General features: G+C 62.0%; 20 protein-coding genes, 2 tRNA genes and 3 rRNA genes. 14 read left to right on the forward strand and 11 right to left on the reverse strand.

Annotation, left to right across the window (positions count from 1 at the left end):
- Positions 1 to 17: 17 nt before the first annotated feature.
- Together ACXMDP_RS14680 and ACXMDP_RS14685 are read left to right on the forward strand one after the other, a co-directional pair.
- Complete coding sequence (locus ACXMDP_RS14680; protein WP_259730181.1) at positions 18 to 2,081, forward strand: glycosyltransferase family 2 protein; 2,064 nt, start codon at positions 18 to 20, stop codon at positions 2,079 to 2,081.
- Positions 2,082 to 2,115: 34 nt separating this feature from the next.
- Positions 2,116 to 2,361, forward strand: a complete 246-nt coding sequence (locus tag ACXMDP_RS14685) for a hypothetical protein (protein ID WP_094512441.1) — start codon at positions 2,116 to 2,118, stop codon at positions 2,359 to 2,361.
- A 114-nt stretch (positions 2,362 to 2,475) separates the two neighbouring features.
- On the opposite strand, the gene ACXMDP_RS14690 is transcribed toward ACXMDP_RS14685, so the two are convergent.
- Complete coding sequence (locus ACXMDP_RS14690; protein ID WP_094512438.1) at positions 2,476 to 2,709, reverse strand: hypothetical protein; 234 nt, start codon at positions 2,707 to 2,709, stop codon at positions 2,476 to 2,478.
- Between the two features lie 116 nt (positions 2,710 to 2,825).
- Between ACXMDP_RS14690 and ACXMDP_RS14695 the strand changes: the two genes are divergently transcribed.
- From ACXMDP_RS14695 to ACXMDP_RS14705, 3 genes are all read left to right on the forward strand, one after another.
- Positions 2,826 to 4,553, forward strand: a complete 1,728-nt coding sequence (locus tag ACXMDP_RS14695) for an ABC-F family ATP-binding cassette domain-containing protein (RefSeq protein WP_259730180.1) — start codon at positions 2,826 to 2,828, stop codon at positions 4,551 to 4,553.
- 403 nt (positions 4,554 to 4,956) lie between these two features.
- Positions 4,957 to 5,157: a hypothetical protein gene (locus ACXMDP_RS14700; protein WP_259730309.1), complete on the forward strand. Its 201-nt coding sequence runs from the start codon at positions 4,957 to 4,959 to the stop codon at positions 5,155 to 5,157.
- A gap of 129 nt (positions 5,158 to 5,286) precedes the next feature.
- Positions 5,287 to 5,559, forward strand: coding sequence for a hypothetical protein (locus ACXMDP_RS14705; protein WP_259730179.1), 273 nt, complete (start codon positions 5,287 to 5,289; stop codon positions 5,557 to 5,559).
- A 331-nt stretch (positions 5,560 to 5,890) separates the two neighbouring features.
- Here ACXMDP_RS14705 and ACXMDP_RS14710 read toward each other — a convergent pair whose 3' ends face one another.
- On the reverse strand, positions 5,891 to 7,030 hold the full coding sequence (locus ACXMDP_RS14710) for a trypsin-like peptidase domain-containing protein (RefSeq protein ID WP_233132923.1): 1,140 nt from the start codon (positions 7,028 to 7,030) through the stop codon (positions 5,891 to 5,893).
- Between the two features lie 320 nt (positions 7,031 to 7,350).
- On the opposite strand from ACXMDP_RS14710, the gene ACXMDP_RS14715 reads away from it, so the two are divergent.
- The 3 genes from ACXMDP_RS14715 (at position 7,351) to hrpB (ending at position 11,092) form a co-directional block, all read left to right on the forward strand.
- Positions 7,351 to 7,653 carry a DUF2973 domain-containing protein gene (locus ACXMDP_RS14715; protein ID WP_094512419.1) on the forward strand — a complete coding sequence of 101 codons (303 nt, stop codon included), beginning with the start codon at positions 7,351 to 7,353 and terminating at the stop codon, positions 7,651 to 7,653.
- A 138-nt stretch (positions 7,654 to 7,791) separates the two neighbouring features.
- A complete protein-coding gene (locus ACXMDP_RS14720; protein ID WP_259730178.1) occupies positions 7,792 to 8,175 on the forward strand; it encodes a hypothetical protein in 384 nt (127 codons plus the stop codon).
- 331 nt (positions 8,176 to 8,506) lie between these two features.
- The gene (hrpB, locus tag ACXMDP_RS14725; RefSeq protein WP_259730177.1) at positions 8,507 to 11,092 is read left to right on the forward strand and encodes an ATP-dependent helicase HrpB; all 2,586 of its coding nucleotides are present in this window, start codon (positions 8,507 to 8,509) and stop codon (positions 11,090 to 11,092) included.
- 65 nt (positions 11,093 to 11,157) lie between these two features.
- On the opposite strand, the gene ACXMDP_RS14730 is transcribed toward hrpB, so the two are convergent.
- Positions 11,158 to 11,916 (reverse strand): HAD family hydrolase, encoded by a 759-nt coding sequence (locus tag ACXMDP_RS14730; RefSeq protein ID WP_233132922.1) that lies wholly within the window; start codon positions 11,914 to 11,916, stop codon positions 11,158 to 11,160.
- Between the two features lie 18 nt (positions 11,917 to 11,934).
- Here ACXMDP_RS14730 and ACXMDP_RS14735 point away from each other — a divergent pair, with 18 nt between their 5' ends.
- The 6 genes from ACXMDP_RS14735 to ACXMDP_RS14760 all read left to right on the forward strand — a co-directional run bounded on the left by ACXMDP_RS14735 (position 11,935) and on the right by ACXMDP_RS14760 (position 14,816).
- Complete coding sequence (locus ACXMDP_RS14735; RefSeq protein ID WP_259730176.1) at positions 11,935 to 12,438, forward strand: hypothetical protein; 504 nt, start codon at positions 11,935 to 11,937, stop codon at positions 12,436 to 12,438.
- Positions 12,431 to 12,577, forward strand: a complete 147-nt coding sequence (locus tag ACXMDP_RS14740; RefSeq protein ID WP_094512408.1) for a chlorophyll a/b-binding protein — start codon at positions 12,431 to 12,433, stop codon at positions 12,575 to 12,577. The genes ACXMDP_RS14735 and ACXMDP_RS14740 overlap by 8 nt, the downstream gene beginning before the upstream one ends.
- Positions 12,578 to 12,726: 149 nt before the next feature.
- Positions 12,727 to 12,903, forward strand: a complete 177-nt coding sequence (locus tag ACXMDP_RS14745) for a hypothetical protein (RefSeq protein ID WP_259730175.1) — start codon at positions 12,727 to 12,729, stop codon at positions 12,901 to 12,903.
- Positions 12,893 to 14,092, forward strand: a complete 1,200-nt coding sequence (gene xseA / locus ACXMDP_RS14750) for an exodeoxyribonuclease VII large subunit (protein WP_259730174.1) — start codon at positions 12,893 to 12,895, stop codon at positions 14,090 to 14,092. The genes ACXMDP_RS14745 and xseA overlap by 11 nt, the downstream gene beginning before the upstream one ends.
- Complete coding sequence (gene xseB, locus ACXMDP_RS14755) at positions 14,089 to 14,403, forward strand: exodeoxyribonuclease VII small subunit (protein ID WP_259730173.1); 315 nt, start codon at positions 14,089 to 14,091, stop codon at positions 14,401 to 14,403. Before xseA ends, xseB begins: the two co-directional genes overlap by 4 nt.
- A complete protein-coding gene (locus tag ACXMDP_RS14760; protein ID WP_259730172.1) occupies positions 14,400 to 14,816 on the forward strand; it encodes a DUF2834 domain-containing protein in 417 nt (138 codons plus the stop codon). Before xseB ends, ACXMDP_RS14760 begins: the two co-directional genes overlap by 4 nt.
- A gap of 755 nt (positions 14,817 to 15,571) precedes the next feature.
- Here ACXMDP_RS14760 and ACXMDP_RS14765 read toward each other — a convergent pair.
- The 8 genes from ACXMDP_RS14765 to petD form a co-directional block, all read right to left on the reverse strand.
- A complete protein-coding gene (locus ACXMDP_RS14765) occupies positions 15,572 to 16,090 on the reverse strand; it encodes a zinc ribbon domain-containing protein (protein WP_457766973.1) in 519 nt (172 codons plus the stop codon).
- Between the two features lie 223 nt (positions 16,091 to 16,313).
- Positions 16,314 to 17,147 carry a YihY/virulence factor BrkB family protein gene (locus tag ACXMDP_RS14770; protein WP_457766974.1) on the reverse strand — a complete coding sequence of 278 codons (834 nt, stop codon included), beginning with the start codon at positions 17,145 to 17,147 and terminating at the stop codon, positions 16,314 to 16,316.
- A 456-nt stretch (positions 17,148 to 17,603) separates the two neighbouring features.
- Positions 17,604 to 17,720 (reverse strand): 5S ribosomal RNA (rrf, locus tag ACXMDP_RS14775).
- A gap of 162 nt (positions 17,721 to 17,882) precedes the next feature.
- Positions 17,883 to 20,758: ribosomal RNA gene (locus ACXMDP_RS14780) — 23S ribosomal RNA — on the reverse strand.
- Positions 20,759 to 21,246: 488 nt separating this feature from the next.
- Positions 21,247 to 21,319, reverse strand: a tRNA-Ala gene (locus tag ACXMDP_RS14785).
- 9 nt (positions 21,320 to 21,328) lie between these two features.
- Positions 21,329 to 21,402, reverse strand: a tRNA-Ile gene (locus ACXMDP_RS14790).
- Positions 21,403 to 21,665: 263 nt separating this feature from the next.
- A 16S ribosomal RNA gene (locus ACXMDP_RS14795) occupies positions 21,666 to 23,151 on the reverse strand.
- Together the 16S, 23S and 5S rRNA genes with 2 tRNA genes alongside form the textbook arrangement of a ribosomal RNA operon.
- A 1,430-nt stretch (positions 23,152 to 24,581) precedes the next feature.
- Positions 24,582 to 25,064, reverse strand: coding sequence for a cytochrome b6-f complex subunit IV (petD, locus tag ACXMDP_RS14800; protein ID WP_094514044.1), 483 nt, complete (start codon positions 25,062 to 25,064; stop codon positions 24,582 to 24,584).
- Between the last annotated feature and the right edge of the window lie 9 nt (positions 25,065 to 25,073).

Genomic DNA, 25,073 nt, shown 5'->3' on the forward strand with positions numbered 1-25,073 from the left:
GGAACGCCGACCCCACCTTGAACGCCTTCCCTCTGATTCCTTCGGCCTCGCTGGCCCCCGCCCTGCTGCCGGTGCTGTTGGTGCTGGCGGCGGCCCGCTGGCTCACCCACCGGCCTGAAGCCCTGCGTCCGCTGGCGGCGCGCCGATTGGCGGCGGCCCTGCTGCTGTTTCTGGTGCTGCGCTACCTGGTGTGGCGGGTGGGCTTCAGCCTCAACACCTCATCAGCGCTGGCGCTCACCCTCTCTCTGGTGCTGCTGGGCTGCGAAGCCTTCCTGCTGGGCACCGGCATGATGCAGATCCTGCTCAGCTGGCGCGCGATTCCGCCACGGGAGCGGCAGGCCGATCGACTCGAAGCCTGTTTCCGCGCCGGAACCTGGCAGCCGCCGGTGGATGTGCTGATTCCCACCTGCGGCGAGCCGCTGGCGGTCTTGCGGCGCTGTCTGGTGGGCGTGACAGCGATGCGTTATCCCCACAAGCGCGTGTTCGTGCTCGACGACAGCGGCCGCGCAGAGGTGGAAGAGCTCGCCAACCGCCTCGGTTGCACTTACCTCAGCCGCCCCGATCGCCGCGGCGCCAAGGCGGGCAATCTGAATTTCGGTCTCAGCCACAGCCATGCGGAACTGGTGGCGGTGTTCGATGCCGACTTCATCCCGCAGACCCACTTTCTCGAGCGCACGCTCGGCTTCTTTCTGGAGGCGGATGTGGCGCTGGTGCAGACCCCCCAGACCTTCATCAACGCCGACCCGCTGATGCGCAACCTGGCGATGGAGCGCTGGCTGCTTCCCGATGAGGAGAGCTTCTACCGCTGGATCCAGCCGGTGCGGGATGGCAACGCCGCCGTCGTCTGTGCCGGCACCTCCTTCGTGGTGCGGCGTTCGGCGCTGGCGGCCATCGGTGGGTTCAATCCGGGGGCGCTCTCCGAGGATTTCGTGGCCGGCCTGGAGCTCACCGCCCGCGGCCATCGCCTCGTGTACCTGCCAGAGAAGCTCAGCGCCGGACTGGCGGCCGAAACGATGGCCGATTTCGTCCAGCAGCGCTTGCGCTGGTGCACCGGCACCCTGCAGACCCTGCGCCTGAACGCCAATCCTCTGCGGCTGCGGGGGCTCTCGGCACAGCAGCGCTTCTCCTACAGCGAGGGGCTGCTGCACTGGTTCAACAACCTGCCCCGGCTGATCCTGCTGCTGATGCCGTTGTGTGTGGGGCTGCTGGGCATCCTGCCGATCCGCATGACGCTCGAGCAGTTTCTCGTTTATGCCCTGCCCGTGCTCTGCAGCCAACTGGCCCTGGTGGGCTGGCTCACCCGCGGCTCCCGCCATGCCCTGCTGCCGGAGCTGATGAGCTGGCTGCTGGCGGTGCCACTGGCGATCACCGTGCTGCGCAGCCTGGTGATGCCGGCTGGAGGCTTCACGATCACGCCCAAGCACCGCCTGCGCCAGCACGGCGGAGGCGCCTGGTCGTTGATGCTGCCTCTGCTCGTGCTGCTGGTGGTCAACCTCGCCAATCTCGGCGCCGTGCTGCTGCAACTGCAGGCGGGCCCGCTGGCTCCCACCACCCACTGGGTGGGGCTGTTCTGGGGCGGCCTCAACACCTTTGCCCTGCTGGTGGCGTTGCGCTGCTGCATCGATCCCCCCTGTCTCGATCCCACCCCCTGGCTGGCGCTCCACCTGCCGGTCCAGCTGCGGGCGGAGGGGATCACCTGCACGCTCCAGGTCGAAGCCATCAGCGAGCGGGGATTGGAAGGCCGCCTCACCGCCGACCTGCCGCCGTTCAGCGAGGCCACCCTGCAGCTGCCTGGCCTGCCGGCCCCCCTGCCGGCCAGCTGCCTGGCCAAGCGGAAACGGAACGTGGCACTGGCCTGGGAGGCGCTCAGCTGGGACAGCCACAACGCGCTCATTGAGTTTCTGTACTGCACCCCGGGCAGCTGGCCGCAGCGTCAGGCTCCGCCGGAGTGGAAGGCGCTGGCGGTGCTGTTCTCCCAGCTGCTGCGGGCCCCGCGGGAGGCACGCCCCTTCCGCCGCAGCCTGGTGCCGAAGTCCATCAACACCACACAATCTCTCGCCCCACTCACCAGCCACCCATAACGTCGAACCAGATCAACGGCTCCCATCCGTTTCCATGACAGATTCCAGCGCTGCTCCAACCCCCGTTGCCGAGCTGTACGCCCGCATCCAGCAAGACCACGAGCTCACCCAGTTGCTGTTCCGCCAGGCGCTGCAAGACCCGAAGGGCACCTTGCAGCGGATCGTGGAACTGGGCGCGCAATGGAATCTGCCCGTCACCGCCGAGCAGGTCAAGGAGCATCTGGCCAGCCACGATGAAGGCACGCGGCAGTGGCTGGTCAAGGCGCGCGGCGGGCTCTGATCGAGGCGCGCAGCTACCTGCTCAGGCCAGGCCAACGAGCTCTACGTAACCCAGCCGGCGTGGCTCTGCGCAAGCCCCTTGGCGCACGTCTGATGAAGAGGGACGTGCGCCCGCTCAGGGGTGTGTGCGGTCCGCTGGCAGCGGCAGGTTTCCCCCTGCTAACGGCGCGGCTGTTCCTTGGGGGCGCGCCAGCTCGGTTCCCGTTCCTTCCGGCATGGGCGTCAGGCTGCGCGGAGCCAGGCGATCGGAGCGGCCACCCTGCGACCAGCTGAAGAACAGCCAGTAACTCACCAGTGCCAGACCGGCGGCCACCACCAGCGCCGCCACTTGCTCCAGTCGTTTCACCATGGCTCCAGCCGGTGGGCCATCATCGCGGCGCCTTTCTCCTCCCTCCAGTGTGCCGATACGGTTCCAGGCGGGCACAGGCGTGATGATGGGACACAACTCCCAATACCCCCCACGCTGTGCTTCGTCTGGAACGCGTCTCAAAGCTTTACCCCACCGGCGAAGCGCTGCGCGACGTCACCTGGGAAGTGAAGCCAGGCGACCGGATCGGTCTGGTGGGGGTGAACGGTGCCGGCAAATCCACCCAGCTGAGGCTGATCGCCGGGCTTGAGGAACCCAGCAGCGGCCAGGTGGTGCGCCAGGGGAATCCCCGCATCGTGTACCTCAAGCAGGAATTCGATGTGGATCCCAGCCGCACCGTGCGGGAGGAGCTCTTCCAGGCGTTCGGGGAGGCCGCCGAGGTGCTGATCCGTCAGCATCGGGTGGAGCATGAAATGGCGAGCGAGCAGGCCAGCGCCGACCCCGATCATCTCGACGATCTGATCCACGAACTGGGGCGGCTGCACAGCCGCTTCGAAGCCCTGCACGGCTACGAGCTCGACGCCCGCATCGACAAGCTCCTGCCCACGATCGGCTTCACCCCCGAATCCGCCGACCTGCCGGTGGGCGACTATTCCGGCGGTTGGCAGATGCGGATCGCGCTCGGCAAGGTCCTGCTGCAGGATCCCGATCTGCTGCTGCTCGACGAACCCACCAACCACCTGGATGTGGAAACGATCCAGTGGCTGGAGGGTTACCTGGTGGCCCAGCCCGTGCCGATCGTCGTGGTCAGTCACGACCGCACCTTCCTCGACAGGATCTGCAACCAGATCGTGGAAACCGAGCGCGGCATCTCCCGCACCTACCTGGGCAACTACAGCCAGCACCTCGAGCAGAAGGCACTGGAGAGGGAAGCCACCCAGGCCGCCTTCGAACGCCAGCAGAAGGAACTGGCGGGCCAGCAGGCCTACATCGACCGCTTCCGCGCCAGCGCCACCCGCAGCACCCAGGCCAAGAGCCGCGAAAAGCTGCTGGAGAAGGTGGAGCGGATCGAAGCTCCGCTGGAAGGGGTGTCCGGCCCCAGCTTCCAGTTCCCGCCGGCGCCCCGCTCCGGCCGGCAGGTGGCGCTGATCGAAGACATGAGCCACAGCTACGGCGACCGGATCCTGTTTCTCGGCGCGGGTCTTGAGGTGGAGCGGGGCGATCGGATCGCCTTTGTCGGCCCCAATGGCGCCGGAAAATCGACGCTGCTGCGCCTGGTGATGGGTCTGGAGCCGGTGGACGAGGGCATCGCCCGCCTTGGCGATCACAACGTGGTGCCGGGTTACTTCGAGCAGAACCAAGCCGAGGCACTCGATCTGGAGAAAACCGTGATCGACACCCTGTTCGAGGCGGTGCCCGACTGGACCCAGACCCAGGTGCGCTCCCTGCTGGGCAGCTTCTGCTTCAGCAACGATGCGGTGTTCAAACAGGTGGGGCAGCTCAGCGGCGGCGAAAAGGCGCGGCTGGCTCTGGCGTTGATGCTGCTCACTCCCTGCAACCTGCTGATCCTTGACGAGCCCACCAACCACCTCGACATCCCCGCCAAGCAGATGCTCGAGCAGGCACTGCAGGAGTACGACGGGGCGGCGCTGATCGTCTCCCACGACCGCTATTTCATCGCCCAGGTGGCCAACCGCATCGTGGAGCTGCGCGATGGCGAGCTGGTGCTCTACCGGGGGGATTACGCCTACTACCTGGAGAAAAAGCGCGAAGAGGCCGAAGCCGAGCGGCTGGAGCAGGAGGTCCAGGCCCGTCGCGCCAGAACGGCCGCCAACAAGGAAAAGCAACAGGCCAAAGCGGCCTCGCGCAAGACCCGCCAGGACTGAGCGCGGCCGCCCGCAGCCAGGGCAAGCCACAGCGCCAACCTCAGACGGTTGACCACCAGGAAGCAGGGGTACCAACCGAAAGCAACCGGACCAATCGGTGCATCCCACCGGCCCCTCAACGCCTGATCACCCGCTGTCGGAGCCGGGCTCAGCGGTGCCGGGTCAGTGGTGCCCAGGCCTGTTGAGCGGAGCGCCAACCATGGCCAGGCCCGCTTCCCGCCACTCCACACCCGCTTACGGCCGGATGCATCACATGGACCTGAGGCAGGAGAAGCGCCTGAGAGCCCGCTCTATGCAGCAGTTACCACAGAAAACTTCATGAAGGCTTAGGCAGGAAAACTCATTTTCCTGGACCCCTCCTATTGATCTGCATATCCTGACCGTATCCCACGCCGCAGGACCAATGAGCGATCCCCGTCTGTCCTCCCCCTCCTCCTTTGGCGCCGACGCCCTTGACGCCGGCATGATCGCCATGGATGCTGCCCACGGGCGAGATGCCGCAGGAGACTCTGTTGAGTCTTACTTCGAATGCATCACCACTTGCTCACTGGATGATGGTGCCTGCATCACCGAGTGTGTAGAGCAATTGCGGATGCACCACTGATCCCTGGGCGCGAGACCCGCCATGGTGGGACCCTGACACGATCCCCTTAACTCTGTGGCGATCGATACGAGCGACCTCGAAACACTTCGTAGCATTGGGGCGGTTCATTGATCCGCCGCGATGCCAGGAATGTCCGAACCGCTCGCCCTCACCCTTGGCCAGCAATTTGAGTTGGAGCGCATGACCCGCGTCATCGACTCCACCGGAGACGCCCAGTCGCTGCGCGGTCTGGCCAAACAGCTGCTCCAGGCCTGGCAAACCCAGCGAGCCGCTACCGAGTGGATGATGCGCCAGCAGCTTGGCAGTCCGCCGAGCCGCCTCAGCGACCCTCAGGGGCAGAGCCAGCCCACGGCTCTCAAACTGAATCAGGAGTTTTCCGTGGCTGGCCCGGACGTGCTCTGACGGTGGCCTCTGCACTGTCGCCCCAGCGCTGCCAGCCCCTCCGGCCGGCAGCGCTCAACCAGCGGCTGCATGGTTCAAAAGATCCGATCGCAATGCCGATTGGCGCACGGCCGATTGTCCCAAGGAGGACGGGCCCAAGCCCGTTTGACTCAAGCCTGAACACCAACGAGCAAGCCATTGGGTCTGACGACCCAATGGCTTTTCTCTGACCATTCGCTTCGTGATTCCTCTCGCCAGGGTCTGCAGCAGTGCTCGTTTTTGTGGCCCTGCTGATCACCGTTCGTTTCTGCGAGCTGCTCAGTGGCCCGGATCGCTGGGCACCGGAGATCGATCAGCGCCGCTGGCCCTGGCCCACCATGGCAGTCGGGGTGACCTGAAGGTCGATGTCAGCGCCGTTCCGGATGATGCGCAACGCCATCGGCCGGCCCACACCATTGCTTTCCACGGCGGCGATCATCTGGGCGGGGCCGGGCAGGGGACGCCCCTCGACCGCCACGATCACATCGCCGGGCCGCAGACCCGCTGATGCGGCAGGACTGCCCGGCAGCACCGAGCGCACGAGGGCACCGCGCGGGGCGCTGCCTGGATTTGTGCCGGGCACGTTGTCGAGGCCGACGCCGATCATCGGGTGGTCCACTCGGCCGGTGGCCAGCAGCTGATTCGCGATGCTGCGGGCGCGGTTGATCGGAATCGCAAAACCGAGGCCGGCGCCGGGGCCGGAGCGCACCAGGGTGTTGATCCCCACCACTTCACCATCGGCATTGAGCAAGGGCCCGCCGGAATTGCCGGGATTGATGGCGGCATCGGTCTGGATCAGATCCAGCCGCTTGTCGGTGATGCCCAGCTTGCTCACGTTGCGGTTGAGGTTACTGATGATCCCCATGGTCACGGTGTTATCGAGACCGAAGGGATTGCCCACTGCAATCGCCCAGTCGCCCACCTGCAGCGCATCAGAGTTCCCGAGCCTGGCCACCGGCCACGGCCCTGGGCTCAGCAAACGCACCAAGGCGAGATCGGTGAGCCGGTCAAGCCCCACCACTTTCCCTTCCACCCGGCGCCCATCCTTGAGGCCCACATACACCCGGTCGCTGTTCTCCACCACGTGAGCGTTGGTCAGAAGCAGGCCATCGGCCTGGAAGATCACACCGCTGCCCTGACCCCGCTCGGTGCGCTGGGACGGCTGCTGAGCCTGGGGCAGGTTGAAGAACTGGCGGAAAAAGGGATCAGCCATCAGGCCGCGCGGCAGCCCTGAGCCGCCACCGCTCACCACCGTGCGCTCCGTGTCGATCGTCACCACCGCCGGCCCGGCGCTGCGGACAGCGTCCGCGACGAACGACTGCCGGGAGAGCCCAGGCGCACCGCCTGGCTGAGCCTGGGCCGGCGCAGGAGCGGGCCGGGTGAGCACCGGGGAGGCCAGCAGAACGGCAAGGGGGAGCAGATAAGGCAGCTGGCGGAGAGACAAACGCCTCATGGACATGGCGATCAGAACAGGAACGGGACGTGATTCCGACCGTAACGGTGTTGCCTGGCGTTGAGGAACGCCTGCGGCAGTGAAGGTGTGACGAAGTGCGGCAAAGCGCAGGCTCAAAGGATCTCTGCACGCAAGACGCTCCGCCCCTAGGGTTGAAGAACTTTTATGAATGAATATGGACACAAGCAGCGTTCTGCTGGTGTTTCTCGCCTTTGGCGCCGCCTGCAGCACCCTCTGGGCCTGGAGCATGGCACCCGGGTCTTCAAGCAGGCGATGATGGGCCATGGCCTTCCACGGCCACGGCAGCTTGCCCATCACCGATGGACCCCTTTCTCGCCCGCCTGTTTCCCCTCCTCTACGGCGCCTGCCTGCTTGGCCTGCTGTGGCAGGCGTTCCGGGTGATGGCCAAGGGATTCACAGCGGTCTCCCGACCCGCCGATCTCCCGTTTCCCAGCCCCTTCGCCCCGGTCAGTGCTCAGCCGGAGAGCACTGACCGCACCGGCCGTCTCACCATCCACCCGGAGTTGCTCGACGCCGACGGCAGCCTTACCCAGGAGGATCTGTTGACAGTGCGCTTCAGTGATGGTGCGGAGGAAACGGTTCTTCCTCCGGAAACCCCTTAGCCCAGCCAAGGCGCCATGAACTGCTACCCGCTCTGAGCGGATCCTTGGCTTGCGCACATGCGCACCGGATCAGCCTGCTGCGGTCCCATGGGCTGGTACAACCAGAACGTAGAACCGAATCACGGCGGAGGCCGACAGTTGGATCAGAGAACTCGAATCGTGGCGGCCGTTATGCGCAGCCTCAAACTTCCTCCCCGGTTTCGCCTCCAGCTCACAAAGGAGGATCCGATCCGCCTGGAGCTGAGCCTCACGCCCTCCTACGGCAAGGATCCGATCCTGGTGGGCCTGGTGGAATCCCAGGATCTCGTGGCACGCCGCGATCGGGAGGGCAGGATCCCTCGCGACCTGCAGGGCACCTGGGACTGGACAGTGCGGCACGGCAAGGTCACCACCGGGGGCTGGAACCCCTACCTGAAGGAAGCCCTGCAGACGATGTTTGAAACCGGCTTGCCGGCAGTCGTCTACGAAGAAACCACCGGCGAGGCGTATCACCCGGTGGATGGCGCCCGTCACGTGCGTTGAAAGGCGGCCGGCGGTGCCGTGCGCAACCTGCTGACGATCGGCGTGGCAGCGGCGCTACCCCTGATCAACAGGCAAAGAAACGTGGCTAAGACCACCACCTGTGGTCCAGAGGGGCGCTAAAACGGACGCATCGGTTTCTTCCGTTTTTCTTTATGTCCTCGCTGGCCCTGTCCATCGGACCCCTGGTGAGACTGCTGGCATCCCTCGGGCTGCTCAGCACCGCCCTGCTGGCTCTGATCCTGAAGCTGCTCGGCTGATCCCGCAGCGACCTCCGGCTGACCCCCCGCCTGCGTTGCCGGGGACAATCGTCGGACTGCCGCTGAGATCCGGCATGCAACCGCGCGGTCGTAGCTTCCCTCCGGCCTCTGGCCCGTCCAAGGCCCCCCTGCCGATTGAGGCGGTTCTGCCGGACATCCTGGAGCGGCTTGAGCCGGCCGGATCCACAGTGCTGCTGCACGCCCCCCCCGGAGCAGGCAAGACCACACGTGTCCCGCTGGCGCTACTGCGCCGCCTGCAGGAGCAACTGCCCCAGGCTGAACCCCACACCGTTCTGATGCTGGAGCCCCGGCGTCTGGCGGCCAAGGCCGCCGCACAGCGGCTCGCCGCCAGCCTCGATGAAGCGGTAGGCGGCACGGTGGGCTATCGGGTGCGGCTCGAGCAGCGCTGTTCGGCAGCCACCCGGCTTGAAGTGCTGACCGATGGGCTGTTCCTGCGGCGGCTGCAGGGCGATCCCGCACTCACGGGCGTGTCGTGTGTGATCTTCGACGAGTTTCACGAGCGCCGAGCGGACACGGATCTCGCCCTGGCGTTACTACTGGAATCCCGGCCACTGCTGGCGCCGGAGCTGCGCCTGCTGGTGATGTCGGCCACGCTGGATCTCACCCCGCTGGCCCGCCAGCTGCCGGAGGCCGCAGTGATCCGCAGTGAAGGGAAAAGCTTCCCGGTGCAACTGGCGTACCAGCCCCCGAGGCCGCAGGAGACCCTGGAGCAGCAGGTGGTGCGCGGGCTTGAGCAGCATTGGCTTGAAGCCCGCGGCACAGGCGAAACCGTGCTGGTGTTTCTGCCCGGGCAGCGGGAAATCCTCCAATGCCAACGGGCGATCCAGACCACCGGCTGGGGGGCGCAGCTGGAACTTGCCCCCCTGCACGGTGGCTTGCCGCTGGGAGCGCAGTCGGCGGCCATGCGGGAGGCACGCAGCGAGGCGGGCAAGGTAGTGCTCGCCAGCGTCATCGCCGAGAGCTCGCTCACGATCGCGGGGGTGCGTCTGGTGATCGACAGCGGCCTCAGCCGTCGCAGCCGCTTCGATCACGGCACCGGCATGGATGGGCTGGTCACGCAGCCAGCGAGCCAGGCCTCAGCCACCCAGCGTCAGGGCAGGGCCGGACGACTGGGCCCGGGCCGCTGTCTGCGGCTCTGGTCGCCGGCAGAGCAGCAGCGGCGTCCTCCGTTCGATCTGCCGGAGCTGCTGGAGCGGGATCCCCTGCCGGTGGCCCTGCAACTGGCGCAGTGGGGCGCTGGAGCCGGGGGGTCGTTGCCCTGGCTGGATCCCCCCCCACAGCAGCCATTGCTGGCGGCGATCGACCTGCTGGGCCAGCTCGGAGCCACGGACGTCCACGGCCGCATCACGGCCCATGGCCGTGCCATGGCCCAGCTAGGCCTGCATCCCCGGCTCGCCCACATGCTGCTGATCGCCAAGCAACGCAACCTGCTGCCGTTGGCCTGCGAGCTGGCGGTGCTGCTGGAGGCCCGCGATCCGCTCGGGCTACAGGAAGCCGGCTCGGATCTGCTGCGGCGGCTCGACTGGTTGAGGCAAGGAGGCGCTGACCCTCGCCGTCAGCTCCTGCTCCAACAGCTGGCACAGCTACAGCGGCAAGCGGGCGGGTGGCGCGTGGCCCAACCGTTGGCGACCAGCGGCTTCAGAGCCAGCACGGGTGGCTCTGAAGCCCAGCAGGCGGCCGAGCTGATCGGCTTGGCCTACCCGGAGCAGGTGGCCCTGGCCCGTCAGGAAGCCGGGGGCCGCTTTCTGATGCGTAACGGTCGCGGCGCCCGGCTCCATCCCGGCGATCCGTTGGCGGGCGCCGAGGTCCTGGCCATCGCCCGGGCCGACGCCGGAGGCAGCGAGGCCCGGATTCTGCTGGCCCTCCCCCTGGCGAGGGCCAGCCTGGAGCAGTTGGCCCAGCTGGAAGGCAGCAGCGTGGCAACGGTTCGCTGGGATGGCCAGGAGCAACGGGTGGTGGCCGTGCGGGAGCACCGACTGGGGGCCCTGGTGCTGAGCCGGCGGCCCTGGCAGGACGCCCCACTCGATCAGGTGCAGGACGCCCTGATGGCGGGCCTGCGGGAGCACGGCCTCATCGCCCTGCCCTGGAGCGCCGGCAGCCGGCAGTTGCAGCAACGCCTCTGCCTGGCCCATCGGGAGCTGGGGCCACCCTGGCCAGACCGGAGCGAGGCGGCCCTGGGGGGTGATTTCGGCGCCTGGCTCGGCGATCAACTCGCCGGCCGGCGTTCCCTGCAGGAGTTGCAGGCGCTCGATCTGCAGGAAGCGCTCTGGTCGGGGATCCCCTGGGATTGTCGCCGCGACCTGGACCAGCTCCTGCCTGCCAAGCTGCTGGTGCCGTCCGGACGGCTGGTACCGATCGACTACGGCCACTCTCCCCCCGTGCTGGCCGTGCGGCTGCAGGAGATGTTCGGTTGCAGCCGCACGCCGGCGCTGCTCCAGGGGCGCCTGAACGTAACCCTGCACCTGCTCTCCCCCGCGGGCCGCCCGGTCCAGATCACCCAGGACCTCGACGGCTTCTGGGGCAGCAGCTACCGGCAGGTGCGCGCCGAGCTTCGGGGCCGCTACCCGCGCCATCCCTGGCCGGAGGATCCCCGCCAGGCCCTGCCCACGAGCCGCGCCAAGCCCGCTGCCCGGAAATGACCGCAACATGACGGCGGCGAAGATGTGGCAGCGACGAGCCGACGTCGAAGGGCTGGCCCGAAGTGTCAGTCGAACAGGTGGGCAAAGCCGAAATGCCTCAACCCCTCCGCTATACCCTCACAGCCAGGAGCGCGCGCCGCATAGGTGCGCTGCAGCCGGGGCAGCTCCTGGCGCAGGGCGGGTTCTGCATTGCCCACCATCACGCCCTTGAGGCCGGTCTCGAACATGGCCAGATCGTTGAGGCTGTCGCCGGCGGTGATCACCGTGTTCGGATCCAGCTCCAGCCACTCCACCAGTGCCTGCAGTGTCGAGCCCTTGTTGACTCCCGCCGGCAGCACATCCAGGTAGCGGTCGGCGGAGATGAGGCAATCCACCCCCAAGTCGCTCAGGCGGGACGGCAGGCCCGGGTCGAGCTTGCCAAGATCCACGTCGTAGGCGAGGCGGCGGTGGGCGCTCACCGGCTGGGGGCTGAGCCCGGGCTGGTTCCGCAGCAGAGGGGCCAGCCGTTCCGCGCAGCCCTGCCAGCGGCGATCGATCGGATCCACCAGACCCGGCAGTAGCGCCAGGCTGGTGCCACAGGCCACGGTGGCGCCCACGTCACTGATCACCAGATGGGGAGCTGGTGGCCGCTGGATGGTCTCCTGGAGCAGCAAGCGACCCACGGAGGCCAGATCCCTGCCGGTGCTGAAGACGTGCAGCACCCGGTCGCGGCGCTGCTCCAGCCAGGCGTAGAAGGCGCCTTTGGCCGCCGGACTGCCCTCCAGCAGCGTGCCGTCGAGATCGGTGACGAGCACGAGCTGCGGCTCCCGCGGCAGTCGAGCCACCAGCTGGGCCGTGGCCGGATGGTCGGTCGCGCAGCAACTGATGGCGCGGACATCAGCGGCGGGATGGCCAATGGCGCGGTGGTCGTTGGTGAGATGGTCACCAAAGTGTTGGCCGCCGGCGTGCTGTTTGAAGGGGTGGTTATCGATGGCGGGGTAAACGATGGGATGTCGATCGGTGGGGCGTTGACGGGTGGAGCGTTGATCGCTGAAGCGTGCGGAGTGAACGATCGCGAAGGGGTGGATTGCAGAGCGCTGGGTTGCGGAGGGCTGAACTGCGGCGGGTTGGCTCGCGAAGTGCTGGCCGGCGGCCTCTGCCGCACTTGTCTGTGGCTGTCTGCTGGCTCAATAACTGCTGGCTGTTTGCCGGTTGGTCGTTGGCAGTTGGTAGAACCCTCGGAAACACGGTGGAGCAAGCATCCCCAGAACGGATTCCCGAACCTCCCAACGACAGACCAGCAACTGTCAAGCCATCCCCATCTTTCGTTACGATTTGATCTGTCATTGAGCTTGTGTCATGGCTGACTCCACCTCCCCCCGCTTCGGCTTCGTCAACTTCGCGGAAACCTGGAATGGCCGCCTGGCCATGCTGGGCTTCGTGATCGGCCTGACCACCGAAGTGCTCACCGGCCAGGGAATTCTCTCCCAGATCGGCCTGGGCTGATTTCCTGCCTGAAGCGTCCCATTGGCCTCACCGCTTCTTCAGGAGTGGTGGGGCCTATCCCTTTGACGTTTCACAGTTGGTCTGTCCACTGGTCCACCACGACGACTCCTGATCGGCAAGACTGGGCCTTCCGTGCCGACGTTGCTCGCATGGCTCCGTTCTACGTCAAGAACCGACGCGATGGATCTCGCCTGTTGAGCACGGCCCTCGTGGTGTGCGCCGCGGGATTGGTCCGTTTTGATCACCCCAGCGGCCGATCCATTTTCCTGGTGGCCGCGGCCGTGAGTCTCTACTGGGGTTTCTGCTACGGCCGTCTTGAACGCTGACTCCGCCACCGGTGTTCTCCCCCGCTTCAGCGTCGCCGAACTCAACGTGGCGATCGGCACTTTGATCGAGCGGGGCTTCGCGCCACGCTTCCTGCTCGAAGCCACGGTGTCCCGGCCTCAGCTCAAGAAGGGTCACCTCTGGCTCACGCTGATGGACGAAGAGGCCTCCATTGCCGGTGTGGTGTGGGCTTCCCAGTTGCCGCGTCTCAGCTTTCGCCCCGGCGATGGGGACGGCGTCACGGTGGTGGGGAAGCTGAATTTCTGGCCGGCGCGGGCCAGTCTCTGTGTACAGGTTCTCGACGTTCGGCCAAGCCTCAGCAGTGTTCTGCGTCGTTTTGAGCGGGTCCGCGACCTGCTGGAACCGTCCGGGATCTTCAGTGCCGCCCGCAAACGTCCCCTCCCCGCTCTCCCCGAGGCGATTGCCTTACTCACCAGCGTGCCGAGCGCAGCGCTCGCGGACATGCTTCGCACCGCACGGGAGCGATGGCCGGCCACCCGGATCGTGATCCTGCCGATCCCTGTACAGGGGGGCGTGGAGGACGAGATCTGTCGTGCCATTGCAGCTGCGGGCCGGCACGCCGGCGCCCTCGGCCTTGAGGCGCTGGTGCTGGCCCGTGGTGGGGGGAGCCGTGAAGATCTCTCCGTCTTCGATGGTGAACGACTGGCCCAGGCTCTGGCAACGTGCCCGCTCCCCGTCATCACCGGGCTCGGCCATGAAAGCGACACCACCATCGCTGACCTGGTGGCGGACTATCGGGCCGCCACACCCACCGCTGCGCTGGTGGCCCTGTTGCCGGACCGCACCAGTGCCCTCCAGCGCCTGCGCTCGCTCAGGTCCCAGCTGGGCGACGAATTGCGCTGGCGCCTGCAGAGCCAGCGCCAGAACCTGCTCGCCCTAGCGGCCCAGCGCGACCGCTGCCATCCAGCCCGGGTCCTGCAGGACCGTCGCCAGCGGCTTCAGCAATTGGAGAATCTGCGCGAAGCCCTTTCACCTCAACGCCTGCTGCGGCGGGGCTTCTGTCTGGCCCGTAGCGAGAACGGTCAGCTCGTGCGTTCGCTCAGACAGGTGGGCATCGGCCAGCACCTTCAGCTGGAATGGACTGATGGGCTAGCGGACGTTCAGGTCACCGACACCACCCCCATCGGCGAAGCCATGGTGGAGTCTTCCGTCAGCTTGCCCCTTTCATGACCATACGCAAAAGCAAGCCACAGGCCAAAGCCCACGCAGCAGGCCCCCTTGCCAGCGTTCCGCCCGCCTGGGCTGCGGAGATCGGCGAACTCACATACAGCCAGGCCCTCACGGCACTGGAGCTGGCCCTAGCCCAGCTCCAGTCGGAGGATCTTGAGGTGGAAAGAATGGCGGAGCTCTATCAGTGGGCACTGGCCTACGGCCACCGTTGCGAAGCCGTACTGCAGCAGGTGGAGCAAGAGGTCTTGCAGCTTGAGGTCAACGCAAGTGATCAAGCCACTGCCGCCCCATTCATCGAGACGCAGCCATGACAATCCCGGAACGGTCAGAACGGCCCACTGTCCTTCCGATCACAGGGGCGCCCGCCCGCTCGCATCGACTTCAGTGGCTCTATCTGGCGTTGGCGGTGGCGGGAGCCGTCCTGCCCTGGCTGGCGAATCTGGAGTTCATCCAACTCAGCAACAGCGCCTTTGACCTGGGTCTGTTCCTCCGCCTGGCGAATGCCAATCCGGCGGCGCAGTCTCTTTCGCGTGATCTTTTCATTGGCGCTACAGCCATAACCATCTGGATGGTGGCAGAAGCCCGTCGGCTGCAGGTGAAGGGCATCGCAATCTGCCTCCTCTGCTGTGTGACGCTGGCCTTCGCCTGCGGTGCTCCTTTGTTTCTGTTTCTTCGCGAACGGCGGTTGCAGGAGCTGGACCATACCAACGCAGCCAGCGGATAAGAGCCCGCTGAAATTGCCGCTCAACCGATTGGTGTAGCACTTGCCCCACTCCCGGCGACGTTTGTCGGCGCCATGTGGGGAGGCCGGTCGGCCAATCGGGCGATTCCTGTGCGCATCTGTGAGCATCCGCTCCGTGCGATTGCCGTAGATCCCCTGCAGCAACAGGGCCATCAGCAACTGCTCAGGAGGGATTGAGGGCCAGGCACCCTTGGGGTACAGCCTGAAAAAGCTTGGAGTCAGCCGGTCGAGCACCTAGTCGTCCAACTCCTGTACCTGCCGCATGGGGTGGCGCTTGGGGATTCGGTCCTTGGTTGGGGACGTAGGAGAACAGAGGACCGGTTCGTTCCTGCTGGCCGCGCCTCTGCTCGGTTCCGTTGGGCCAATCTCCCGCGGCTCGGTTGATCGTTTAGCAGCCACATAGAGGCTAGTCACCAGTCTCAGCCGCTTGAGCGTCGGGGATCAGCGATGCCGGCGGTTGAAAAAACCGCTGACAACAGGTTTCAAGCTTCAATGGTGTTCACGGAGACAATCAGTGGGGACATCGGCGATGTCGACAGTGTTGGATGGTTAGGCGGTGCGAACGGTATCAAATGTAGATGTCCGAATCAGAGTCTGTATGTTTACGGCCATGGGTCCCGCTGACTCACTAATCCTCATTATGTGTCGGCCGTTAGCGATGGGAGACCGTACTCACCTGGGGGTCTCCTCAATCTCTTCTGGATACGATCAACACAAACAGTGTCATCGGTACTGGATTATTCCGGCGGTTCGTTGTCACTGATCGGCCTGGCAGCAACGTCAATGGTCACATCGGTTACCTCGCGTTCTAAACCAGTCGTGCGGCTCGCTTGGTCCCTCCCAGGGTCGTCATCGACCTGAATGAAAAGAGAGCGGTTGAACAACGCGGCAGAAAACGGATCTCGCCGTAATCCGGCGTCCATTGGTGCCTGTGTTTGCTGATCGACGCCACGAGCCTGTGGTCCATCTAGATCAAGTCGGGATCCACAGGCCGGGCAGTTCACCGCCGACAGGGTGGTGAGTCCGCAGGTGGGACAAGTGCGCACGCGGCTGCTAATGATTCTCCACGCCACCCATCCACCGCCGGCCAGCAAAAATGGCAGCAGCACAATGATGAGGGTGAGTCCACCCAACAGATCAAGGATGAGCCGTCCAGCAGGTCCCGGTGCCAAGAGCAGCAGAGCACCCAACAGAATCCAGACCCAGGGAATCCGCCGCTCCATCAGCGTTGAAAGCGAGGGTCGCTTTCGATCCACCGCTCCAGAGCCGCAAGCCCCTCAATACCAGCCCAACTGAAAAGCACAACGCCCACCAAAAAGCAAAGCAGGAGGCCAGCCCCCAGCAGTACAGGCACCAAGGCAAGGCTGAGAAGGCCAATCAGAACGATGGAGCCCACACCGGCAGCAAGCAGCAAAAGGCTGGCGGGGAGTGGTCGGAGGGAGAGACCTGGTCGGGCCACGCGTTTACTCCTAGCTCCCATTATCCTCGCGCGAATGGCGCAAGACGATCGGCCGAATCGAGGTGTGGATCGCCCCCACTGCGCCGCCGGCCCAGAACGACGCTCCATGCGATGCCGTAATAAAAAATCAGACCCTGCAACCAGACCCAAAGAGTCAGCACGAGCACACCACTGATCACGCCATAGGCCTGAAAGCGGGTCCCTAGGGAAACTAGACTGCGGCCCACCGCTAAGTTCAACACCAACTGCACCACCCCGATCAACAACGCAGCAGGCAGCAGGGGACGCCAAGGCGTCACCCCTGAAGGCAACACGCGCAAAAGAAGAAGTGCCACCAACACGGAGATGAGCAGCGACCCCACCAGATTCAACACGGTCGGGTCAGGAAGGAAGACCTGGATCAACCAGGAGAAGTGTGAATCAAACATGGAACGCCACGTCTGCGTGCCCATTGATCGGAGGTTAGTGGTGAGCTGATCAATCACCAACAGGAGACCGACTGAACCCACGAATCCAAACGCCTTGAGGCGTTGCAATACAAAGCGGCGCACAGCGAACCAGGGCTGCTGTTGCTGAATGGGAGAGGCAACGGAAGGGATGGCCGAATGATCGCCCCAGAGACGATCAGCCCCACGCTGCAGTGTGAGATAGGCGTTGCTGGAGGTGAGCAACAACATCCCCAACCCAAACCAACCAGCACTGGCCCTGGCAGATTGCAACTTGAGCAGAGTGGTGCGAATCAGTGGCAAAGAAGCCTCGGGGAAAAACTGGGCAGACCAACTGATAATCTGTTCAGTAAGTCCATCCTCTCTACCGAGAATCCCACTCGCAGTAGAGAGCACGATCAGCAACACTGGGAATATGGATTGAAGCGTGTGATATGCAAAGGCCGCACTGAGGTCAATACAGTCACAACGATCCCAGAGGCGATAGGCCCTCCAACCAGTCAGAGCGAGCCTCTTTGCTGCCAGCGGAAGCCTGATCGGCACAGTATCAACACGGCCAGCCTGCATACTTTAAGCACACACCAGCGGCTGCACAGCGCAATTCTTGGCATGGGCAGCTGGATCACGCCTCACAGAGTCCTGTTGCAGCAGCACTTGCTGGGAGCGAAGAGGCGAAACCCATGAACAAATGATGCCCAGCCTGTGTCTTGAATCTCCCCCACCAGCCATCCATCATCCAGCCAACACGCAACCAACAAAAAAGCCACCCTTTCGGGTGGCTTTCAGTGTTTTGCTTCTCTCGATTCATCATCATCAGATGACAAGCTCGATCAACGCAAAACTTGGTAGGAATGAAAAGTTTTATCCTGGCATTGAGCTATTTTTGCAGGAAGCTACCCTCCAACTATCTTCGCCGCTACTGCGTTTCACAACCGAGTTCGAGATGGATCGGAGTGGGGCCACAGTGCCATGAACACCAGGAAATAGACTTTTCATCCTCAGGTGAACCCTGAGAACTGCATAAGCTAGTCATCCTATCGAAGTTATCTCATTGCTTACAAGCACAAGCCTGCTGCAATGAGTCATCTCAAAGTGACGTCTGGAAACAATGCATCCCTGGTCTCCTCAGCAAGGAGCCAAGTGTTGGTCAAGCCCTCGGTCTATTAGTACTCCTCCGCTTCACCTGTTACCAAGCTTCCACGTAGAGCCTATCAACGGGTGTTCTTCCCGTGACCTTACTGGCTTAAGCCATGAGAACACTCATCTTGAGGTGGGCTTCCCACTTAGATGCTTTCAGCGGTTATCCTCTCCGCACATGGCTACCCAGCGTTTACCGTTGGCACGATAACTGGTACACCAGAGGTGCGTTCCTCCCGGTCCTCTCGTACTAGGGAGAACTCCTCTCAATGTTCTTACGCATGCACCGGATATGGACCGAACTGTCTCACGACGTTCTGAACCCAGCTCGCGTACCGCTTTAATGGGCGAACAGCCCAACCCTTGGGACCGACTTCAGCCCCAGGTTGCGATGAGCCGACATCGAGGTGCCAAACCTCCCCGTCGATGTGAACTCTTGGGGGAGATCAGCCTGTTATCCCTAGAGTAACTTTTATCCGTTGAGCGACGGCCCTTCCACTCAGAACCGTCGGATCACTAAAGCCGACTTTCGTCCCTGTTCGACTTGTAGGTCTCACAGTCAAGCTTGCTTCTGCTTTTACACTCGTCGGCTGATTTCCAACCAGCCTGAGCAAACCTTTGCGCGCCTCCGTTACCTTTTAGGAGGCGACCGCCCCAGTCAAACTGCCCACCTGATACTGTCCAGCCCCCGGATAACGGGTGGCTGTTAGAACCCTAGCTCTGAAAGAGTGGTATCTCACCGTTGACTCCGCATGACCCGCAAGCCATGCATCAATGTCTCCCACCTATCCTGCGCATTCAGAGCCCGGGCACAATACCAAGCTACAGTAAAGCTTCATAGGGTCTTTCTGTCCGGGTGCACGTAGTCCGCATCTTCACAGACAATTCTATTTCGCCGAGCCTCTCTCCGAGACAGCGCCCAGATCGTTACGCCTTTCGTGCGGGTCGGAACTTACCCGACAAGGAATTTCGCTACCTTAGGACCGTTATAGTTACGGCCGCCGTTCACCGGGGCTTCAGTCGCCAGCTTCGCTTTCGCTGACCAGCTTCCTTAACCTTCCGGCACTGGGCAGGCGTCAGCCCCCATACATCGTCTTGCGACTTAGCGGAGACCTGTGTTTTTGGTAAACAGTCGCCTGGGCCTCTTCACTGCGACCACCTTGCGGTGGCACCCCTTCTCCCGAAGTTACGGGGCCATTTTGCCGAGTTCCTTAGAGAGAGTTACCTCGCGCCCCTCGGTATTCTCTACCACCCCACCTGTGTCGGTTTCGGGTACAGGCCGTCATGCCTTAACGGGTATAGGGCTTTTCTTGGAAGCTTGACATCACCCACTTCGCTGCCGTAGCAGCTCGTACTCACGCCTCAGCTCGGGATGTTTTCACCACCCCTCAACGCCTCGAACGCTTGAACCAGTAACCAACATCTGGCTGGGCTAGCCTTCTCCGTCCCCCTTCCCAAAACATGACAGGTACAGGAATGTTGACCTGTTGTCCATCGACTACGCCTTTCGGCCTCGCCTTAGGTCCTGACTAACCCTCCGCGGACGAGCCTGCCGGAGGAACCCTTAGGGTTTCGGGGCATGGGATTCTCACCCATGTTTTCGCTACTCAAGCCGACATTCTCACTTCCATGCAGTCCACGCCCGCTTACGCTAACGCTTCACCCCACATGGAACGCTCCCCTACCATTTAACAAGTTAAATCCGCAGCTTCGGTACAATGCTTAGCCCCGTTCATTTTCGGCGCAGGATCGCTCGACCAGTGAGCTATTACGCACTCCTTTGAGGATGGCTGCTTCTGGGCAAACCTCCTGGTTGTCTGGGCAATCCCACCTCCTTTATCACTCAGCATTGATTTGGGGACCTTAGCTGGCGGTCTGGGCTGTTTCCCTTTCGACCATGGAGCTTATCCCCCACAGTCTGACTGCCTAGTTTCACACAGGGTATTCAGAGTTCGTCTCGATTTGGTACCGCTCTCGCAGCCCGCACCGAAACGGTGGCTTTACCCCCCTGCTATAGCACTAGACGCTACGCCTCAACGTATTTCGGGGAGAACCAGCTAGCTCCGGGTTCGATTGGCATTTCACCCCTAACCACAGCTCATCCGCTGATTTTTCAACATCAGTCGGTTCGGACCTCCACTTGGTATCACCCAAGCTTCATCCTGGCCATGGTTAGATCACCCGGGTTCGGGTCTATAAACACTGACGATCGCCCTATTCAGACTCGCTTTCGCTATGGCTCCACCATTCCCGGTTTAACCTGCCAGTGCCTATAAGTCGCCGGCTCATTCTTCAACAGGCACGCGGTCACCCGATCAGTCGGGCTCCCACTGCTTGTAAGCTCACGGTTTCATGTTCTATTTCACTCCCCTCCCGGGGTTCTTTTCACCTTTCCCTCGCGGTACTGTTGCGCTATCGGTCACACAGGAGTACTTAGCCTTACGAGGTGGTCCTCGCAGATTCACACGGAATTCCACGTGCTCCGTGCTACTCGGGATACAGCTAGGCCAGTTTCGCTTTCGTGTACGGGGCTTTCACCCTCTATGGCGCGCCATTCAAACGCTTCCACTAACGTCCCTGGTCCACATTGCTGTCCCACAACCCCGATGGTCGAGACCATCGGTTTAGGCTCTTCCCCGTTCGCTCGCCGCTACTTAGGGAGTCGTTTTTACTTTCCTTTCCTCCAGCTACTAAGATGTTTCAGTTCGCTGGGTTGGCTCGAGCCGCCCTATGTATTCAGGCGGCCGTTCTAGGGGTTGCCCCATTCGGAAATTCCCGGATCAAAGCGTGTTTCCAGCTCCCCGAGACTTATCGCAGGTAACCACGTCCTTCATCGCCTCTGTGTGCCAAGGTATCCACCGTGAGCCCTTTGTAGCTTGACCAATGTATCCCAACATTGCATTGCTGCCTTGAATCGCAGATTCTCTCGGATTCACCTCTTCATGACAAAATAAAGACAACTTTCATTGCCTTTGCCTTTGTCATGAACGGTTTGAATGCCAAAATCAAACCCCTCTCATCTCGGCGATGATTGAGGAACAATGCTGGGTCTCGGCTCTTGCTCAAGAACTTCTCGATTCACACTTCAAAAGTTTCTCTCGAAACCTTTCAGCAAAAATCGAGCATCCATGAGATGCTTTCATTTCCAGACTTTACTTATGCAGTTGTCAAGGTTCGGCTGAACATCAGAGCATGATTTTAGACTTATTCAGTCTCAATTCATGCTGCTAGAGCTCAGCGTCTTTTCAACTGGATGGCAATTCCATCTCAAATGAAAAGAAGCTGAATTCTCGATCAGCGGACATGTCTCGTCACACCGTGGCATGGCTCGGGTTCCTCCTCCTGCTTTCGCTGTGAAGGGTTTGGTCAGTGGAGGTTAGCGGACTCGAACCGCTGACATCCTGCTTGCAAAGCAGGCGCTCTACCAACTGAGCTAAACCCCCAAACACGAATGGGCCATCCTGGACTTGAACCAGGGACCTCACCCTTATCAGGGGTGCGCTCTAACCACCTGAGCTAATGGCCCAGGAGTTTTACCTTTCCATTAAGCGCCTCCCTTTCGGGATTCACTCTCTGTGGGGTGTGACCTAGACAAAGTTTAGGAACTGAAAAGACGCCTCAGACAAGTCTTCAATCACATCCATCGCTGGATATAATTTCTGCTTTCTGATTTGTCAGCTGAGGTACCGATCGACCTTCGAGATGACAGGATTGTGGCCTAAGACAAAGTTGCTACTCAGATTTTCATCCTCATAGCGCTCAGACATCACAATCAGTTTTGTCTCCCTGTTAGGAGGTGATCCAGCCGCACCTTCCGGTACGGCTACCTTGTTACGACTTCACCCCAGTCATCAGCCCCACCTTCGGCGTCCTCCTCCCTTACGGGTTGGAGTAACGACTTCGGGCATGGCCAACTTCCATGGTGTGACGGGCGGTGTGTACAAGGCCCGGGAACGTATTCACCGCAGTATGCTGACCTGCGATTACTAGCGATTCCTCCTTCACGTAGGCGAGTTGCAGCCTACGATCTGAACTGAGCCACGGTTTATGGGATTTGCTAGCTCTCGCGAGTTTGCTGCCCTTTGTCCGTAGCATTGTAGTACGTGTGTAGCCCAGGATGTAAGGGGCATGATGACTTGACGTCATCCACACCTTCCTCCGGTTTATCACCGGCGGTCTCTCTAGAGTGCCCAACTGAATGCTGGCAACTAAAGACGTGGGTTGCGCTCGTTGCGGGACTTAACCCAACATCTCACGACACGAGCTGACGACAGCCATGCACCACCTGTCACTGCGCTCCCGAAGGCACTCCCAAGTTTCCAAGGGATTCGCAGGATGTCAAACCCTGGTAAGGTTCTTCGCGTTGCATCGAATTAAACCACATACTCCACCGCTTGTGCGGGCCCCCGTCAATTCCTTTGAGTTTCACACTTGCGTGCGTACTCCCCAGGCGGAACACTTAACGCGTTGGCTACGACACCGAGGGGGTCGATTCCCCCGACACCTAGTGTTCATCGTTTACGGCCAGGACTACAGGGGTATCTAATCCCTTTCGCTCCCCTGGCTTTCGTCCATGAGCGTCAGTTATGGCCCAGCAGAGCGCCTTCGCCACTGGTGTTCTTCCCGATATCTACGCATTTCACCGCTACACCGGGAATTCCCTCTGCCCCTACCACACTCTAGCCCAGCAGTTTCCATTGCCTGGATGGAGTTAAGCTCCACTTTTTAACAACAGACTTGCTGGGCCGCCTGCGGACGCTTTACGCCCAATAATTCCGGATAACGCTTGCCACTCCCGTATTACCGCGGCTGCTGGCACGGAATTAGCCGTGGCTTATTCCTCAAGTACCGTCATGTCTTCTTCCTTGAGAAAAGAGGTTTACAGCCCAGAGGCCTTCGTCCCTCACGCGGCGTTGCTCCGTCAGGCTTGCGCCCATTGCGGAAAATTCCCCACTGCTGCCTCCCGTAGGAGTCTGGGCCGTGTCTCAGTCCCAGTGTGGCTGATCATCCTCTCAGACCAGCTACTGATCGAAGCCTTGGTGCGCCATTACCACACCAACTAGCTAATCAGACGCGGGCTCATCCTCAGGCGAAATTCATTTCACCTCTCGGCATATGGGGTATTAGCGGCCGTTTCCGGCCGTTATCCCCCTCCTGAGGGCAGATTCCCACGCGTTACTCACCCGTCCGCCACTAGCCCGAAGGCTCGTTCGACTTGCATGTGTTAAGCACGCCGCCAGCGTTCATCCTGAGCCAGGATCAAACTCTCCGTTGTATTCACTGTTCCTTTAAATCAATTCATCAAAGCCTTTAGCATTCGCTAAACTCTTAAACTCGTCGATCGCAAACAATGCCGTCTACGTCCAAAATCATCAACCTCTTCAAAACCACACTCGCGTATCGATTCTTCAAAGCTCATGCTTTCAGTCGTGACCTCCTTCCTTGGAAGGGTTCGAGAGCGCATCTACAATCAAGCAATCTTGCTTTCGCCTCATTGCTCGATGTTCAATGACTTTCCAAATCACTCAGATCCGGTCGCTTCCTCGTAAACCGAAACTTGCATCCCTATTCACATCGTGAGAACGCAAATAGAAACATCTCAGCTCACTCAGTCGCTTGTTTCTTTTTGACGGGACCTCACACCTTTGCTGCACGTTCGTCACTTCCTCCAAAGGCAGCGCTTCCGCGCTCTCCTCCTTCGGTCATGACGCAGCAAAAGCGTCAGTTCCTAAACTTTTTAGTTGTCCAGGTGCGCCTCCCCCTTCTTCAGGGTTCGGCTCTCGCGGCTTCCTCAGCCGCTTTCAAAACTTACAGCATCGTCGGCTCGCGCCTCCTTCTCCGTAAGCCCTGCAGCGCTCGCCTCTCGGCTCCCGCGCAGTCCAAAAAACTAGCACACAAACTCACCCCCCCGCTTCAACCAATGCCTCCGCCCATGGCGCGAAGCGTGCCAGCTGCTCGCTATTGCTCGCCGCAAGCACGGGAAAGTCTGTGCTCGCAAGGCTTTCGCCAGCTACTAGAGGGGTGGGACTGCGTTGCAGCCACTGCTCTCAACGAGCATCAAGAGCCACTGCGAAACGAGCCGAACCGTCCACTATGAACTTATGCAACAGTCACGCGGCTCCCTGGCTCACGGTTGCGCTGGCCGCGCATGAAGCCACGAGAGAAGACAGCAGGTGCCACAAGAAGGCAACGACTCCGCTCAGACCTCTCCAGCGCAGCCCCTCCTGGCAGAGCTGAGAGAAGCCGGTTCGCACCAGAGGCCGAGCACAAGCTCTTCGGACGTAGCCGTTCCAAGCCCCATCGCATTCCAGCTTCCAATCCGCTCCGCTACTCCGCTTCTCACCACCCAGCGGCCGGCTTGGTGAACGCGACGGACGGATAAGGCCCAGAAGCCCTCAGCCATACGGAGGGCCAGTGTGCTCAGGAAGGTGCGTTCAAAGCTGTGAGCACCCTTAGCCTCAACCGGACCTCTGCCCCTGGGAGGCCTTTGAACAGCAGAGTGTGGCTTTCGGCTACAGACGCGCTACCGAGAGGCCAAACCAAGCTTGCCCAGGCCAGAGCAAAACCGAGGCAACAGAGGCGATAGCAGCTGCTGGCCTGCCTCAAGACAGAAGAAGGCCCAGGACCTGCCAGCGGACCGTTCTCCCATAAAAAAGCCGCGGCTGGTGCCGCGGCGGAGAAGTATTAGCTGAGCTCGGAAGAGGTTCAGAACAGACCAAGGGTGAGGGATTTGTCGATCGGCATGGCGGCACCGATGCCCAGGTAAATCGTGAACGCGGTACCAAAAAGGAAGGCCCCCATGGCCACAGGGCGGCGGAAGGGGTTCTGGAACTTGTTGAAGCTCTCAATAAAAGGAATGAGCATCAAGCCGAGGGGCACCATTGTTTGAAGAGCGATGCCGAGCAGCTTGTTGGGGACAACCCTGAGGATCTGGAAGACGGGATAGAGGTACCACTCGGGGAGAATTTCCAGAGGAGTGGCAAATGGATCGGCTTTGTCACCCAGCATGGCTGGGTCGAGGACAGCGAGCCCAACAACGCAGGCGATGGTGCCAAGGATCACCACTGGGAAGATGTAGAGGAGATCGTTGGGCCAGGCGGGCTCGCCGTAGTAGTTATGCCCCATGCCCTTGGCGAGCTTGGCGCGGAGCTTGGGATCGCTCAGATCAGGCTTCTTGAGGATGTGCATGGAGGGAAC

The sequence above is a fragment of the Cyanobium sp. ULC065 genome, from assembly GCF_977927515.1.